General features: G+C 48.0%; 17 protein-coding genes. All 17 read left to right on the top strand.

The annotated features are described in order from the left end of the window. Positions 1-4: 4 nt before the first annotated feature. Positions 5-451, top strand: a complete 447-nt coding sequence (fliJ, locus tag N5E87_RS06660) for a flagellar export protein FliJ (protein ID WP_055647463.1) — start codon at positions 5-7, stop codon at positions 449-451. Between the two features lie 159 nt (positions 452-610). Continuing rightward, positions 611-2,389 carry a flagellar hook-length control protein FliK gene (locus N5E87_RS06665; protein ID WP_279775185.1) on the top strand — a complete coding sequence of 593 codons (1,779 nt, stop codon included), beginning with the start codon at positions 611-613 and terminating at the stop codon, positions 2,387-2,389. A gap of 83 nt (positions 2,390-2,472) precedes the next feature. Continuing rightward, positions 2,473-2,997, top strand: a complete 525-nt coding sequence (gene fliL, locus N5E87_RS06670; protein WP_055647465.1) for a flagellar basal body-associated protein FliL — start codon at positions 2,473-2,475, stop codon at positions 2,995-2,997. A gap of 40 nt (positions 2,998-3,037) precedes the next feature. Then, a complete protein-coding gene (fliM, locus tag N5E87_RS06675) occupies positions 3,038-4,069 on the top strand; it encodes a flagellar motor switch protein FliM (protein ID WP_011716423.1) in 1,032 nt (343 codons plus the stop codon). A gap of 12 nt (positions 4,070-4,081) precedes the next feature. After that, a complete protein-coding gene (gene fliN / locus N5E87_RS06680) occupies positions 4,082-4,456 on the top strand; it encodes a flagellar motor switch protein FliN (RefSeq protein WP_011622077.1) in 375 nt (124 codons plus the stop codon). Positions 4,457-4,489: 33 nt separating this feature from the next. Beyond that, entirely contained in the window at positions 4,490-4,897 is a 408-nt protein-coding gene (gene fliO / locus N5E87_RS06685; protein ID WP_279775186.1) for a flagellar biosynthetic protein FliO, read from the top strand. Further along, complete coding sequence (fliP, locus tag N5E87_RS06690) at positions 4,894-5,640, top strand: flagellar type III secretion system pore protein FliP (RefSeq protein ID WP_089068186.1); 747 nt, start codon at positions 4,894-4,896, stop codon at positions 5,638-5,640. Before fliO ends, fliP begins: the two co-directional genes overlap by 4 nt. 17 nt (positions 5,641-5,657) lie before the next feature. Continuing rightward, positions 5,658-5,927 (top strand): flagellar biosynthesis protein FliQ, encoded by a 270-nt coding sequence (fliQ, locus tag N5E87_RS06695; protein WP_011622080.1) that lies wholly within the window; start codon positions 5,658-5,660, stop codon positions 5,925-5,927. Positions 5,928-5,931: 4 nt separating this feature from the next. Continuing rightward, on the top strand, positions 5,932-6,729 hold the full coding sequence (gene fliR, locus N5E87_RS06700) for a flagellar biosynthetic protein FliR (RefSeq protein ID WP_279775187.1): 798 nt from the start codon (positions 5,932-5,934) through the stop codon (positions 6,727-6,729). A 17-nt stretch (positions 6,730-6,746) separates the two neighbouring features. Then, the gene (gene flhB / locus N5E87_RS06705) at positions 6,747-7,877 is read left to right on the top strand and encodes a flagellar biosynthesis protein FlhB (protein WP_011622082.1); all 1,131 of its coding nucleotides are present in this window, start codon (positions 6,747-6,749) and stop codon (positions 7,875-7,877) included. Between the two features lie 118 nt (positions 7,878-7,995). Next, positions 7,996-10,095: a flagellar biosynthesis protein FlhA gene (gene flhA, locus N5E87_RS06710; RefSeq protein WP_011716429.1), complete on the top strand. Its 2,100-nt coding sequence runs from the start codon at positions 7,996-7,998 to the stop codon at positions 10,093-10,095. Between the two features lie 11 nt (positions 10,096-10,106). Then, complete coding sequence (gene flhF, locus N5E87_RS06715) at positions 10,107-11,483, top strand: flagellar biosynthesis protein FlhF (RefSeq protein ID WP_279775188.1); 1,377 nt, start codon at positions 10,107-10,109, stop codon at positions 11,481-11,483. Positions 11,484-11,487: 4 nt separating this feature from the next. Beyond that, positions 11,488-12,369 carry a MinD/ParA family protein gene (locus N5E87_RS06720; RefSeq protein ID WP_011622085.1) on the top strand — a complete coding sequence of 294 codons (882 nt, stop codon included), beginning with the start codon at positions 11,488-11,490 and terminating at the stop codon, positions 12,367-12,369. Then, on the top strand, positions 12,362-13,075 hold the full coding sequence (locus N5E87_RS06725; protein WP_011716431.1) for an RNA polymerase sigma factor FliA: 714 nt from the start codon (positions 12,362-12,364) through the stop codon (positions 13,073-13,075). The genes N5E87_RS06720 and N5E87_RS06725 overlap by 8 nt, the downstream gene beginning before the upstream one ends. Positions 13,076-13,122: 47 nt before the next feature. Then, entirely contained in the window at positions 13,123-13,506 is a 384-nt protein-coding gene (gene cheY / locus N5E87_RS06730; RefSeq protein WP_007649667.1) for a chemotaxis response regulator CheY, read from the top strand. Positions 13,507-13,519: 13 nt separating this feature from the next. Then, positions 13,520-14,257: a protein phosphatase CheZ gene (locus tag N5E87_RS06735; protein ID WP_011622087.1), complete on the top strand. Its 738-nt coding sequence runs from the start codon at positions 13,520-13,522 to the stop codon at positions 14,255-14,257. Between the two features lie 15 nt (positions 14,258-14,272). Continuing rightward, positions 14,273-16,555, top strand: coding sequence for a chemotaxis protein CheA (locus N5E87_RS06740; protein WP_279775189.1), 2,283 nt, complete (start codon positions 14,273-14,275; stop codon positions 16,553-16,555). Positions 16,556-16,560 lie beyond the last annotated feature (5 nt).

A 16,560-nucleotide genomic window follows, 5' to 3' on the forward strand; every position in this document is an offset into this window, starting at 1 on the left:
TGTTATGGCGAATGCCGATCCCCTCTTACTTGTGTTGAAATTAGCCCTCGATGCAGAGGAGCAGGCCGCACTGCTGCTAAAGTCGGCGCAACTAGAGTGTCAAAAGCGCCAAAATCAGTTGGATGCACTCAACAATTATCGCTTGGACTATATGAAGCAGATGCAGTCCCAGCAGGGCCAAGCCATTAGCGCTAGCCATTATCACCAATTCCATCGTTTTATTCGGCAAATCGATGAGGCCATTGCCCAGCAAAATCGTGTGGTCGCCGATGGTGAGAAGCAGAAAAACTATCGTCAGCAACATTGGCTTGACAAGCAAAAGAAACGCAAGGCGGTTGAACTGCTCTTGGATAATAAAGAGAAAAAACGCCAAGCTCTTGAGTTGAAAAAAGAGCAAAAGATGACCGATGAATTTGCCTCTCAGCAGTTTTTTCGCCGCAATAAACCCTAACCCAAGCTCGCCATTGTGCGTATAAGCTGTTTCTTCTAAATGTAACCCTCACTTATTGGCACTTTATTTGCTTGCTTTACACCAGAGATGGCTATAGCCGCATAAATTGACGTTTGCCCACACGTTTTTATGTCTTCGGGTGAATGTTTAGGAGCTGATATGCAACAAATGAACAATATCCTATTAGCGTCAAGCGCGAAAAATAGCGCTAGCTCAAGTAAAGCATTGACTCAAGATACTAATAGTGAAGACTTTTCTGCAGCGTTGGCTTCAGTCACATCCGTATCTTCCCCCTCGACTAAAACCTCTGTGTCTCAGGATGTGGCCGTCAAATCTGCCAAAGCGGAAGCCAGCACTGATGATACCAAAACTGATGATGAAGCCGATATCAACTTGATTTTCGCCCAGATTGGTATGGCAAATGAGATGAAGAAAGCGGCAGCGCCGGGCGAGTCTTTGCCGCTTGAGGCTGATATCACGGCAACGGATGATGCCGATGCCGACTCATCCTCGTTATTAGTCGATGATCAATCTCAGACCGACAGCTCTATTGTTGACGGTACTTTTTCCGATGAAATGGCTAAGTTCGCTCAGTCCACTAACACTGGCCTTGGCGATAACAAACTGAAGGTTAGTACTGAATCAGAAGACTCTGGGGCTGTCGCTCCAAAGGTGGCCGGACAAAATACTGCGCAAGCCGCCGCACAGTTATTACAACAGCAAGCCTCACAACAGAACGCCGTTGATGCTGAAAGTGTAGAACAACCGATTCAAGCTGCTGATGTCACTGATACTGAGAGTGTAGAGCCACAGATTCCAGCTGCTGATGTCGATGCTTTGGTTGCGGCCGTAACTGTTGCGGAAGCGGATAGTCAAGGCACCTCTGTTGATGAGCCGCATTTGATTGATGATGCAGCGTTACTTACAGGTCTGCGCAGCGAAAAGTTCGTTAAACCGCCCGAAAATAATATTTTACCCATTGAGGGTGAGCCCGTATTAGGGGGAAAAGAGCTTGGTACCGCAGAAATTGGCGCTAAGGCGATAAATGTGTCGACGCAGCCAGCAGATAAAGCTCTTGCACCCCAAGGTATGGGATCCCAAGTCATTGATAATCAAACACCAATCAAAGCGGCCAATGCCTCTGTGAGTGATGTATTAACGACGAATGCGGCAACAGCCGCGAATACTAACGATCTTAATACCTTAGGCACTAATGTAGCGACTAATGTCTCTGCTGCCACCGCCATCGATTCGAGTCTTACTGCTGACACCCCATCCCGCGCCGAGATTTCCGCAGGCTTTTTGCTAAAAGACGCTAAGTTAGCGGTTACTCTCGATGCACAGCAAGATAGTAGGGTTGCTGCTTTAAGTTCAGGTAGTGAAGAGGCGGGCAGCGAGTTTAAGCCTGTGGAATTTAAAGCGGTATCTTCACTGCATTCTTTGACAACGCCGGTAACCCAGCGTCAAGATATTCCTCAAGTGCAGCTTTCCTTGCGCCAAGGTGTAGAAACTCAAAACCAAATGCAGGAGATGATCCAGCGCTTCTCGCCTGTGATGAAGCAGCAATTAGTGACTATGGTGAGTCAAGGGATCCAACAGGCGGAAATTCGCTTAGATCCGCCAGAACTTGGGTATATGTTGGTTAAAGTACAAGTACATGGCGACCAGACACAAGTGCAGTTCCATGTCACACAATCACAAACCCGCGATGTTGTAGAGCAAGCCATTCCTCGCCTACGTGAATTATTACAGGAGCAGGGCATGCAATTGGCCGACAGTCATGTTTCTCAAGGGGACCAAGGTCAACGCCGCGAGGGGGGATTTGGTGAAGCCGGCGGTTCGAGCGGTGGAAATGTGGATGATTTCTCGGCAGAAGAGCTAGATTTAGGTTTAAATCAAGCAACTAGTTTAAATTCAGGTATAGATTATTACGCTTAAGAAGGTAACCTATAGTAATAAAGCGGATTATGCGCCAAGCCCTGATCCCATTCCCGAATTTAGCCAATTAAAGAGTACAGAAAATGGCCAAGGAAGAATCATTAGAACTTGAAAGCACCGAAGCACCTAAAAGTAAGAAGAAGTTTATTTTTATCGGTGCGGGCGTGTTTGCAGCCCTGTTGATTGGGGGCGCCCTGTGGTTTTTCCTCGGTAGCAGTGATGAGACGCCTGAAGTCGCCGCCGAAGGTGCTACAGCAACGGAGGCGACCACTCCTGCCGCCAATGCGGCAATGGCGGCCTATGTGCCAATGCCACGACCCTTTTTATTTAACCTCCCTGGGCCTGACCGTGCTCGTCTCGTTGAAATTAAAGTACAACTGATGGTCAGAGGCCAAGACGATGATGTGTTGACCCAAAAGCATATTCCGTTGATTGAAGATGCGCTGTTAACCACCTTTAGTGGCGCCGATGTGCAAAAGTTAAGTACACAGGCGGGTAAAGATGAATTGCGACAATTAGCACTGCTGAGCGTACAAAATACCTTGCAATCTGTGACCGGACGTAAAGTGGTTGAAAAAGTACTCTTCACCGGTTTTGTTATGCAATAACCTTTTATCTTCAGCACCTTAAAGAGGCGAAGACAATACTGTGAGTGATTTATTAAGCCAAGACGAAATTGATGCGCTCTTACACGGAGTCGATGACGTCGAAGAGGATAATGAGCTTGATGCCGCGGGGCTAGAAGCTCGCTCCTACGACTTTTCCTCCCAAGACCGTATTGTGCGTGGCCGTATGCCCACGCTCGAGATTGTGAATGAGCGTTTTGCCCGTCACTTGCGGATCAGCATGTTCAACATGATGCGTCGTGCGGCCGAAGTGTCGATTAACGGCGTGCAAATGTTGAAATTTGGTGAGTACGTACACACCTTATTCGTTCCAACTAGCTTGAATATGGTGCGCTTTCATCCCTTAAAAGGCACGGCACTGATCACCATGGAAGCGCGTTTAGTGTTTATTCTGGTGGACAACTTTTTTGGCGGCGATGGCCGTTTCCATGCCAAGATTGAAGGGCGGGAATTTACCCCAACTGAACGTCGCATCGTGCAGTTATTGCTTAAGATTATCTTTGAAGATTATAAAGATGCTTGGGCGCCAGTGATGGATGTCGAGTTTGATTATTTAGACTCCGAAGTAAACCCCGCGATGGCCAACATCGTCAGCCCCACTGAAGTGGTGGTGATTAACTCCTTCCACATCGAAGTGGATGGCGGTGGCGGTGACTTCCATATCACTATGCCTTATTCGATGATTGAACCTATCCGTGAACTACTCGATGCGGGTGTGCAGAGTGATAAACAAGATACGGATATGCGTTGGTCACAGGCGCTGCATGACGAGATTATGGATGTGAAAGTCGGATTTGATGCCAGTGTGGTTGAACATGAGCTCACACTCAAAGATGTCATGAACTTCAAGGCAGGGGACATTATTCCGATCGAGCTGCCTGAATACATTATGATGAAAATCGAAGACTTACCGACGTATCGCTGTAAAATGGGGCGTTCACGCGATAATCTAGCACTTAAAATTTACGAAAAAATCCCACGTCCTGAAACGGTCAAATCCGAACTGCAATTAGTGACACGTAAAGGCAAAGCCAGAGACATATCCGAATTATAAAGGTGAAGTGAGATGAGTACAGATGATGATTGGGCTGCAGCCATGGCTGAACAGGCATTGGAAGAAGCTAATGCCATTGACCTTGACGAGCTGGTAGACGACTCGCAGCCAATAAGTAAGGCCGAAGCCGCCAAACTAGACACTATTTTAGATATCCCTGTGACGATTTCGATGGAAGTCGGTCGCAGCTATATCAGCATTCGTAACCTGCTGCAGCTGAACCAAGGTTCTGTCGTAGAGTTGGACAGGGTCGCGGGTGAGCCGCTAGATGTGATGGTCAATGGCACGCTTATCGCCCATGGCGAAGTGGTTGTGGTTAACGATAAGTTTGGTATCCGCCTAACGGATGTGATCAGTCAAACTGAACGGATTAAAAAGCTTAAGTAATTCATCGATAAACACGAAGCCTGAAGGAGCGAGATGAGCACATCGGTAATTCTCAGTCTAGTAGCAGCGACTCAGGCGAGTGTTGCAAGCGTTGCTAACGAAAGTGCCGCGACAGCAACGAAAGTGGCTGAACCCTCGCAAATGGCCGCCGCAGCGAGCATGCTTGGCGGTCTTATTTTAGTGTTATTGCTTATCTTCGCTTTAGCGTACCTGCTGCGGCGATTTAATTTAGTGCCGACAAATCACAGTGTGCTGAAAACCCTCGCGGTAACATCGCTTGGGCAGAAGGAGCGTTTGGTGTTAGTTCAGGTTGGTGAACAGCAGTATTTGTTGGGCGTTAGCGGGCAACAGGTTAATTTAATTGACAAATTAGCTGAGCCAATCGAAATTGAGTCCACTTCCTTTGCGGACAAGCTACGGCAGGCGAAATTAAAACAATGATGAAGTACATACTCAGCTTGATTGGGGTTAGTACCCTGTTGTTTGCCGCATCGGTGGGCGCGGCCGATGGTGTATTGCCTGCGGTAACCGTAAAAACCGCCGCCGATGGTTCGACCGAATATTCGGTGACCATGCAAATCCTGTTGCTAATGACCTCGCTGAGCTTTATCCCGGCCATGGTCATTATGTTGACCTCCTTTACCCGCATCATAGTGGTGCTCTCGATTTTGCGCCAAGCCATTGGGTTACAACAGACCCCTTCTAACCAAGTCTTGATTGGTATGAGCCTGTTTATGACCTTTTTCATTATGGCGCCAGTGTTCGACAAAATTTATGACCAAGGGGTCAAGCCTTATATTGATGAGCAGCTCACGCTGCAACAGGCCTTCGATAAGGGCAAAGAGCCATTACGAGCATTTATGTTAGGGCAGGTGCGTACCACAGATCTGAAAACCTTTATCGATATCTCGGGGTATCAAAACATTAACTCCCCAGAAGAAGCGCCAATGAGTGTTCTGGTGCCAGCTTTTATCACCAGTGAACTTAAAACCGCCTTCCAAATTGGCTTTATGTTATTTGTGCCTTTCTTGGTACTCGATCTCGTGGTGGCCAGTATCTTGATGGCCATGGGTATGATGATGCTCTCGCCGATGATTGTTTCTTTACCCTTTAAGATCATGTTGTTTGTGCTGGTCGATGGTTGGGGCCTAGTGATGGGTACTCTAGCCAATAGCTTTGGTTAGACGAGCGGAGATTCGCGATGACGCCAGAAGCCCTAATCGATATTTTCCGTGAGGCCTTAGCCGTGATTGTTATGATGGTTTCGGCCATCGTGCTGCCGGGCTTGGGTATTGGCCTCATTGTGGCGGTGTTCCAAGCCGCGACATCAATTAACGAACAGACTTTAAGCTTTTTACCTCGACTGATAGTGACGTTACTGGCCTTGATGGTTATGGGACACTGGTTAGTGCAAACCCTCATGGATTTCTTTATCGAAATGGTTAACCGCATTCCCCAAGTGGTGGGCTAATCCGATGGAGCTGCTGCTCGACACCTTAATGCAAACCATCGCTTCTTACATGTGGCCATTGTTTCGCGTGACCAGCATGTTGATGGTCATGGTGGTGTTTGGTGCTACGACAACCCCGACTCGAGTCCGTTTACTCTTAGCGGTGGCTATCACTCTGGCCATTGCGCCAGTATTACCGCCCGTTAAGGATGCGGAGCTCTTTTCCTTAAGCGCTGTTTTTATTACCGCTCAGCAAATTATTATTGGTGTCGCCATGGGCTTTGTAACCCAAATGGTGATGCAAACCTTTGTGTTAACGGGCCAGATCATCGGTATGCAAACCAGCTTAGGTTTTGCCTCTATGGTCGATCCGGGTTCTGGCCAACAAACGCCAGTGATAGGCAACTTCTTTTTGTTGCTAGCGACGTTGATTTTTCTCGCCGTCGATGGACACCTGTTGATGATCCGAATGTTAGTCGCCAGTTTTGAGACCTTACCGATTTCGAATCAAGGGTTAAGTTTGACGAGTTATCGCTCGCTAGCGGAATGGGGCTCCTATATGTTTGGCGCGGCACTGACCATGTCGCTCTCGGCGATTATTGCCTTGCTGCTCGTTAACTTATCCTTTGGGGTTATGACTCGCGCCGCGCCGCAGCTGAACATTTTCTCGATAGGTTTCCCAATCACTATGATTGGTGGACTGCTCATTTTGTGGTTAACCTTGACCCCCGTAATGGCCCATTTCGAAGAGGTTTGGGCGTCGGCACAGCTTTTGCTTTGTGATATTTTAGGGCTTCAGTGTCAAGCCGACGGCATACTTTAACCGGATAGGAACGCGTAATGGCTGAAGAAAGTAGCGGCGAACGCAGCGAGGAACCCACCGGGAGGCGCCTCGAACAAGCGCGAGAAAAAGGGCAGGTAGCCCGCTCAAAAGAGTTAGGTACTGCGACCGTGTTACTCTCGGCGGCGACAGGTTTGTATATGCTCGGGCCTGGGATTGCGAAGGCGCTGTCTAATGTGTTTGAGCGCGTCTTTACCATGGATCGCGCTGCGATTTTCGATACGAACCAGATGTTTAATGTATGGGGCGTCGTGGGAAGTGAGATTGGCTGGCCGTTACTCAAGATTATGTTACTGATTGTCGTGGTGGCATTTATCGGTAACGTATCCCTTGGCGGGATGAATTTCTCGACCCAAGCCATGATGCCTAAAGCCAGTAAAATGAGCCCGATTGCGGGCTTTAAGCGGATGTTTGGTGTGCAGGCCTTGGTTGAATTAACCAAAGGGATTGCTAAGTTTTCTGTGGTAGCCATCGCGGCTTATTTACTTCTCAGTCATTATTTTAACGATATTCTACTCCTGTCAGCCGATCATCTCCCCGGTAACGTCCATCATGCGCTTGATTTGTTAGTGTGGATGTTTATTCTGCTTTGCTCCTCCGTCTTAGTCATTGTTGTAATCGATGTGCCGTTTCAGATCTGGAATCACAACAAACAGCTGAAAATGACTAAGCAGGAAGTGAAAGACGAGTATAAAGACACCGAAGGTAAACCTGAGGTCAAAGGGCGAGTACGCCAAATGCAGCGTGAGTTAGCGCAGCGACGTATGATGGCCGAAGTCCCCAATGCCGATGTGATAGTCGTTAACCCTGAGCATTATGCGGTGGCCATTAAATACGATGTAAAGCGCTCTGCAGCGCCTTTTGTTATCGCTAAAGGAGTGGATGAAGTCGCGTTTAAAATCCGCGAAGTAGCAAGGGCACATAATATTGCGATTGTCTCAGCACCACCGCTGGCGCGGGCAATTTATCACACCACTAAGCTTGAGCAGCAGATCCCTGAGGGCCTATTTACCGCGGTGGCACAGGTGCTGGCTTATGTGTTCCAGTTACGCCAGTACCAAAAAGGTCGTGGCCGTAAACCTATTCCAATCCCAGCTAATCAACCCATTCCTGACGAGCTGAAGCATTAGTTAAGTGTTAGGTTAACGCAGAGCTCGTTCACAGAGATAAAACCACGACTTGAAGCGCTAGCGGTTGGCGCGCTTTTTGCTTTTAGGCTGTTATACGTCAAAGTTTAGGTATCTGTGAATGGATGTTAAAGCCTCCCTAGGCCAAGTAAAACAGTTGAAACTGAGCTCTTTCAAGGGTATAGGTACGCCAATGCTAGTGCTTGCGGCATTGGCTATGATTGTATTGCCTATCCCGCCGTTTCTACTCGACGTTTTATTCTCCTTTAACATTGCCTTGGCTTTGATTGTTCTTCTTGTCGCGATTTATACCGACAGACCCTTAGACTTTGCTGCTTTTCCAACTGTTTTATTAGTCGCGACATTGCTGCGACTCGCACTTAACGTGGCATCGACCCGTGTGGTATTACTCGAAGGTCACAATGGTGGTGACGCCGCCGGTAAGGTGATTGAGGCCTTCGGCTCCGTGGTCATTGGCGGTAACTATGCAGTGGGTCTAGTTGTATTTATCATCTTGATTATTATTAACTTTGCTGTTGTGACTAAAGGTGCTGGCCGTATTGCCGAGGTGAGTGCTCGCTTCACCTTAGATGCGATGCCCGGTAAGCAAATGGCCATCGATGCCGATTTGAACGCAGGTATTATTAATCAGGATCAAGCCAGAACCAGACGCGCCGAGGTGACCCGCGAAGCCGACTTCTATGGCGCAATGGACGGTGCATCTAAGTTTGTGAAGGGCGATGCGATTGCCGGTATCATGATCTTAGTTATCAACATTCTCGGTGGGTTTATTATCGGGATTGTGCAGCACGGTTTGACATTCTCCCAAGCTGTTGAAATTTATACACTGTTAACCATTGGTGACGGTCTCGTCGCACAAATTCCTGGTCTATTACTGTCAATCGCTGCGGCGTTGATGGTGACCCGTCAAAATGAATCTGGCGATATGGGCCAGATGTTAATTAGTCAGATGTTTGACAGTCACAAGTCGCTCAGTATTGCTGCTGGCGTACTCTTTGTCATGGGTATTGTGCCTGGCATGCCACATATGGCGTTTTTAAGCTTTGCCGTGATCACAGCTGGTGCGGCTTACTTTATCTTCAAACGTAATGAAGCCAAACGTGCTAAAGCTCTTGAGCAAGTCAAAACGGGCCCAACGGAAAGAGCCGAAAGAGAACCTAAAGAACTTAGCTGGGACGATGTACACCATGTTGACACTATCGGTCTGGAAGTGGGTTATCGTTTGATCCCATTAGTCGATAAGGGACAAGGTGGGGAATTACTGAGCCGGATCAAAGGGGTACGTAAAAAGCTTTCTCAAGAACTGGGCTTCTTGGTACCTGCGGTTCATATTCGTGACAACCTCGATTTATCACCTAATGCCTACCGCATCTCGTTAATGGGCGTGGTGGTTGGAGAGGCGGATATTCGCCATGACTGCGAACTCGCCATCAACCCAGGCCAAGTTTATGGCAAGCTCGATGGTATCGAAACGCGTGATCCAGCCTTTGGTCTCGAAGCCGTGTGGATTGCCCCTGAGCTGCGTGAACATGCACAAACCTTAGGTTATACCGTGGTGGATGCCGCGACAGTGGTGGCTACCCATATCAGCCAAATATTGACGAATAACGCGGCGAAACTCTTAGGCTACGAAGAAGTGCAACAACTGATGGATATGCTTGCCAAGCATTCGCCTAAGCTGGTGGATGGCTTTATTCCTGATGTGATGCCGCTCGGAAATGTCGTAAAAGTGATGCAAAACCTATTAAATGAAGGAGTTTCTGTCAGAGACTTGCGTACCATAGTGCAAACTTTGTTAGAATACGGCACTAAGAGTAACGATACTGAAGTGTTAACGGCGGCAGTGCGTATCGCATTGAAGCGCATGATAGTTCAAGAGATCTCGGGTCCTGAACTTGAAATACCTGTCATAACTTTGGCGCCAGAGTTGGAACAGATGTTGCATCAGTCAATGCAAGCAACCGGTGGCGATGGCCCAAATATCGAGCCTGGTCTTGCAGAGCGTATGCAGCAATCCTTAGCGGATGCCGCTCAAAAGCAAGAAATGGTTGGTCAGCCCGCTATTTTGCTAACGTCAGGTATGTTACGTGCGACACTGTCTCGCTTTGTTAAATATACTATTCCTAATCTCAGAGTGATTTCTTACCAAGAAATCCCCGATGAAAAGCAAATACGCATAGTGTCTGCCGTCGGCCAGTAGAGGACGCATAAGTGAAGATTAAACGTTTTTTTGCCAAAGACATGCGTGCTGCACTGGCCCAAGTGAAGGACACGCTCGGCTCCGATGCCGTGATTATGTCGAATAAAAAGGTAAATGGCGGCATTGAGATTGTGGCCGCCGTTGACTATGACGAGCCCAAAGCGAAGGCGCCTGCCGCTGCACCGACTTTTATGGATGTGAGTGATGACTTAGTGTCGCTCGGTGCTAAAGCGCCGATTCGCGCTGAAACTAAGTTAAAACCCTCGGCGCCAGCAGACTCTCTCCAAGCATTGCTAGAGAAGCAACAAAGCCGTTTAAACCAACAGCTCACCCATCAACAACAAGACGCCGAACTGCCTGCGTGGGCACAAGGTCTACAAGCTCCCGCCGCGCCAAAAGCTGAGCGCCGAGATATGGGCCATGCTTTCGATAAGAAGCCACAGGTTTCACAGAAGCAAAATGCGGATATCGAAGCGATGCGTGATGAGTTAGCATCCTTACGCAATTTGCTTACTCATCAAGTGTCTGCGCTGATGACTGAACACAAAAAGCGTATCGACCCTGTTGGTGCGATGCTGGAGTCAAAATTACTGGAAGCGGAGTTTTCGCCTGCGGTCGCGAACAAGTTAGCGGCGCTTAGTCAACACTATACCCCAGCAGAATTAGTTCGTGCCTTGCCACAAAGTCTAGCTAATATGCTTGATAATCAAGGCGATGATATAGTTAAGCAAGGGGGTGTTGTAGCGCTGGTTGGCCCAACGGGTGTAGGCAAAACCACTTCCTTAGCCAAATTAGCGGCTCGTTTCGCCGCCCATCATGGCGCGGATCAAGTCGCCTTGATCACTACCGATCATTATCGTATTGGCGCCTATGAGCAATTGGCCACCTATGGCAAAATTATGGGATGCCCCGTTAAGCAAGCCCATGATCTTGCTGAGCTAGAGCAAATACTGTATCAGTTCAGAAATCGCAAGCTAGTATTGATAGATACCGCAGGAATGGGCCAACGAGATATGCGGCTTTACCAGCAACTTGATAATTTAACTGCAAATAGCAGAATACCTATCCGCAGTTATCTGGTACTGTCTGCCACAGGACAGCGCCGTGTGCTACAGGATGCTGTAAATCACTTTAAACGCATTCCATTATCTGGTGTTGTACTCACCAAACTCGATGAGTCCGTGTCGTTAGCGGGTGCATTAAGTGTGTTGATCCAAAGTGGGTTGCCATTAAGTTATGTTACGGATGGGCAGCGAGTGCCCGAAGATATGAAAGTTGCCGATACTTTGCTGCTCGCAGAGCAGGCGTTAGCGGCCTTAGAAAACACTGAACAACAATCGTTACCAGACACAGCGTGGTCAGATAATATGACCTGTGCATTTGAGTAGAGTTATGACCCTGGATCAAGCAAGTGGTTTACGTATGATGAATCAACCCTATAACGAAAAAGTGAAAGTAATCGCGGTTACGGGTGGTAAAGGTGGCGTGGGTAAAACCAGCGTGTCTATCAATACCGCAGTAGCATTAGCCGAAAAGGGCAAGCGTGTCTTAGTGCTTGATGCCGACCTAGGCTTAGCAAACGTCGATGTCATGTTAGGGATCCGTGCTGAACGTAACCTGTCCCATGTACTCTCTGGCGATGCTGAGCTGGATGATATTATCGTCCGCGGACCTAAGGGCATTGGCATTGTCCCTGCGACCTCAGGAACTCAAGGCATGGTAGAGTTGAGCCCTGCGCAACATGCGGGCTTAATTCGTGCTTTCAGTGAGATGCGCACCCAGTTTGATATCCTCATCGTGGATACTGCCGCGGGGATTTCTGACATGGTACTCAGTTTCTCTCGCGCGTCACAGGATGTGTTGGTGGTTGTTTGTGACGAGCCAACCTCTATCACTGACGCCTATGCGTTAATCAAAATTCTCAGCCGTGAACACGGCGTTTTCCGCTTTAAAATTGTTGCTAATATGGTGCGCAGTTTGCGCGAAGGTATGGAATTGTTTGCTAAACTCAGTAAAGTGACCGACAGATTCTTGGACGTGGCACTCGAACTGGTTGCGACCATTCCGTTTGATGAAAACCTTCGCAAATCAGTGCGTAAACAAAAGTTAGTGGTTGAGGCTTATCCTAAGTCTCCAGCTGCGATTGCGTACCATGGCCTAGCGAATAAAATCATGAGCTGGCCAGTACCACAGCAACCTGGTGGGCATTTGGAGTTTTTCGTTGAGCGTTTAGTTCAGCGACCAGATTTTCAAGAGGAAAAAACGAGTGAATAAAGCCGCAGCGTATACTTGTTTAGACAGTAAAACGTCAATCGTTGAACAGTATGCACCGTTGGTTAAAAGAATTGCACATCACTTGCTCGCCAGATTACCTGCCTCAGTGCAGCTCGATGACTTGCTTCAAGCGGGGATGATGGGGTTATTAGAAGCATCATCCAAGTTTGATGGTGGCAAAGGTGCAAAGTTTGAAACCTTCGCCGGCATACGGATCCGTGGCGCCATGTTGGATGAGATCCGTCGTGGCGACTGGGTTCCCCGCTCTGTTCATCGAAATAATCGTCGAGTTGCTCAAGCCATTGATGAGTTGGAGCAAGTTTTGGGTCGTGATGCACGCGACACAGAAATTGCAGAAAAACTTGATATGACGCTCGATGAGTACCATCATATTCTTAACGATGTTTCTGTTGGTAAAATCATAGGGATAGAAGACTTAGGCGTATCGCAGGATATACTCACTTCGAGCGATAATGTCAGTGATGGTACATATGAAGCGTTAGCAGAAACCCAGTTTCATTCAGCACTAGTTGAGGCGATAAAATTATTGCCCGAAAGAGATGCGCTAGTGCTATCGTTATACTACGATGAAGCATTGAATTTAAAAGAAATTGGCGCCATTCTTGAGGTAAGTGAATCGCGAGTTAGCCAGATATTAAGTCAGGCAATGTTGCGGCTCAAAGGCAAACTCAAGCATTGGACATAAGTATAATTATTTATTGAGCACAGAATGTCGGCTCACCGGAGGAAACCTTGGACAAGAATATGAAGATTCTCATCGTTGATGACTTTTCGACAATGAGACGTATCATCAAGAACTTGTTGCGAGACTTGGGCTTTAACAATACCCAAGAAGCAGACGACGGCTCAACTGCGCTGCCTATGTTACAAAAGGGCGACTTTGATTTTGTCGTGACAGACTGGAACATGCCAGGTATGCAGGGTATTGATTTGCTGAAGGCTATTCGGGCTGACGATTCCCTTAAGCATTTACCCGTATTAATGGTTACCGCTGAAGCAAAACGTGAACAAATTATTGCTGCCGCACAAGCCGGTGTTAACGGCTATGTGGTTAAACCTTTTACCGCAGCAACACTTAAAGAGAAGTTAGATAAAATATTCGAACGACTCGCTTAAGCAGGGATGAGCTATGAAGTCACAAACATCAGGGCTCATTACGCTCGAGAAGGCTCAGCGTTTAGTTGAACTATTAAGCGCAAATGAACAAGCTCAAGCAGATGATTTATTTAGGGAACTCGCGGCTCCACTTCAACGGGAGCTCTTTGATGAAGTTGGTAAACTTACAAGGCAACTTCACAGCGCATTAATGGATTTCCAAGTTGATAATCGTTTGGTTGAACTTGCGAATACCGAAATTCCCGATGCTAAGGAACGGCTAAGTTATGTCATTGACATGACCGAGCAAGCAGCGAATAAAACCATGGATGCGGTAGAAGAGTGCTTGCCGCTCGCGAATGCATTAACGGCGAATATTCAACAAGTGATGCCTTCTTGGGACAAATTGATGCGCCGTGAAATCGCTCTGAGCGATTTTAAAGCGCTTTGCCACAATGTGCAGCATTTGATGTCACGTAGCGAATTGGATTCCAATCGCTTACGCGAATTGCTCAACCAGATTTTGATGGCGCAGGATTTTCAGGACCTGACTGGACAAATGATCCGGCGGGTGATCGATCTAGTGATGGAAGTTGAAAGTAATCTGGTGTCTATGCTGACAGTATTTGGTGAGCAACCCGTGATTGAGAGTCAGATTACTCAGAAAAATAATATTGAAGCTGAAGGACCGATAATGAATGCCGAGCTTCGTCAAGACGTCGTTACCGGTCAAGATGAAGTCGATGATCTGCTGTCGAGTCTGGGTTTCTAACTGGGAGTCAATTTGATGGCCTTTGATGTAGATGAAGAGATACTCCAGGACTTTTTAATTGAAGCGGGCGAAATTCTTGAGTTGCTGCAAGAGCAGCTGGTCGCGCTTGAAAACAATCCTGATGATACTAACTTGCTAAATGCCATTTTCAGGGGGTTTCATACTGTAAAGGGCGGTGCGGGTTTCCTTAGTCTCACTCCCATGGTGGATGTCTGTCACGAAGCAGAAAACACCTTCGATTTATTACGCACTGGCAAGCGCAGTGTCTCCGCAGAGTTAATGGACATCATTCTTCAGGCTGTCGATGCGATTAACACTATGTTTGCTCAAACCCAACAAGGCGAGCAACAAGACCCAGCAGATCCTGCATTATTGGCTAAATTGAAAATGCTCAGCTCCGGTGAGCCGCTTCCTTCCGAGTCAGGTCAAAGTAGTGCCGAAGTTGAACCATTGCCAGAACCTGAGCCCGAACCTGTCATAGAAACAGTGGTTGAAGTTGCCGCCGTTGAAGAAATGCCGATTGAGAAATCAGAGCTTTCAGATTCCAGTATCGATGAAATCGATGAAGCGGAGTTTGAAGCATTACTCGATGCGTTGCACGGCGCCGGAAAAGGTCCCGGAGTTTCTGCTCCACAAGCCGATGCTGCCCCTGCTGTGCAAAATAAGCCTCAAGCGACATCTGCAAGCGCAAGCGATGATATCACCGATGACGAGTTTGAAGCGCTGCTCGATGAGCTGCACGGTTCTGGCAAGTTTAAAGGTAAAGTGGAAGAGCCTGCCAAGCCAAAAGTTGAAGCAGTTGTCGCTGCACCAAAGCCTGCCGCTCCAGCTGTTGATTCGGACGAAATCACTGAAGATGAGTTCGAGCGTCTCCTCGATGAGTTACACGGTAAAGGCGGTGCACCTGCAAAAGTGACTGCGAAAGCCGAATCTGCTCCAGCTAAAACCGAGCCCGCTAAAGCGCCTCCAAGTGCCGCAGCGCCTTCAACTCCTGCCGCTCCCAAAGCCAGTGTTGCTACACCAGCAACACCTCCTGCGGTAAAAGCCAAAACTGATGTGGCGGTTGCTGAAAAAGCCCCTGCTAAAGCAGCGGCAGCAGCGTCTGCTAACGTACCTCAGGGCGAGACAACTGTTCGCGTCGATACCGCCCGGCTCGACCAAATCATGAACATGGTCGGCGAGTTAGTGTTAGTGCGTAACCGCTTATTGAGCTTAGGTATTAGTCGTGATGACGAAGAAATGTCTAAGGCGCTAGCGAATTTAGACTTGGTGACAGCGGATTTGCAGGGCGCGGTGATGAAAACGCGTATGCAACCCATCAAGAAAGTCTTTGGTCGCTTCCCTCGGGTTGTACGCGATTTAGCTCGTACTCTGAATAAAGAAATTGATTTAGTCCTCGTGGGCGAAGAGACGGACCTCGATAAAAACTTAGTCGAGGCGCTTGCCGATCCGTTAGTGCACTTAGTGCGTAACTCAGTAGATCATGGCATTGAGATGCCTAATGATCGTGAGGCCAGCGGCAAACCTAGAACAGGCACCATCACTCTGTCTGCAAGCCAAGAGGGTGATCATATCCTGCTGAAAATTGAAGACGATGGCGCGGGTATGGATCCTGAAAAGTTGAAGCAAATTGCCATCAAGCGTGGGGTACTCGATGAGGATACCGCGGCGCGGATGACCGACAGCGAAGCTTATAACCTGATTTTTGCGCCTGGCTTCTCGACGAAAGTGGAGATTTCAGATATTTCCGGCCGTGGTGTTGGGATGGACGTGGTGAAAACCCGTATTACCCAACTTAACGGAACCGTGCATATCGACTCGATGAAAGGCAAGGGCACCGTACTTGAGATTAAAGTGCCGCTGACCTTGGCGATTATGCCTACCTTAATGGTGGACGTTGCCAAGCAGGTGTTTGCGTTGCCTTTATCCAGTGTGAATGAGATTTTCCATCTCGATCTCACCAAGACCAATATTGTCGATGGACAACTTACTGTGATTGTCCGCAACAAGGCCGTACCGCTTTTCTATCTGGAGCAGTGGTTACATCGCAATAGAACCAACTTTAAACATGGTGACAAGAAACATGGCCATGTGGTGATTGTACAGCTGGGAATGATGCAAATTGGTTTTGTTGTTGATGCTTTAATTGGACAAGAAGAAGTGGTGATTAAACCCTTGGGTGCATTGTTGCATGGCACGCCAGGTATGGCGGGGGCGACAATCACATCCGACGGTGGCATCGCCCTCATCTTGGATGTCCCAGGGTTATTAAAGCATTATGCGAAAAATAAAAGTTAGTTTCC

Source organism: Shewanella sp. GD03713, assembly GCF_029843705.1.
Taxonomy (GTDB): domain Bacteria; phylum Pseudomonadota; class Gammaproteobacteria; order Enterobacterales; family Shewanellaceae; genus Shewanella.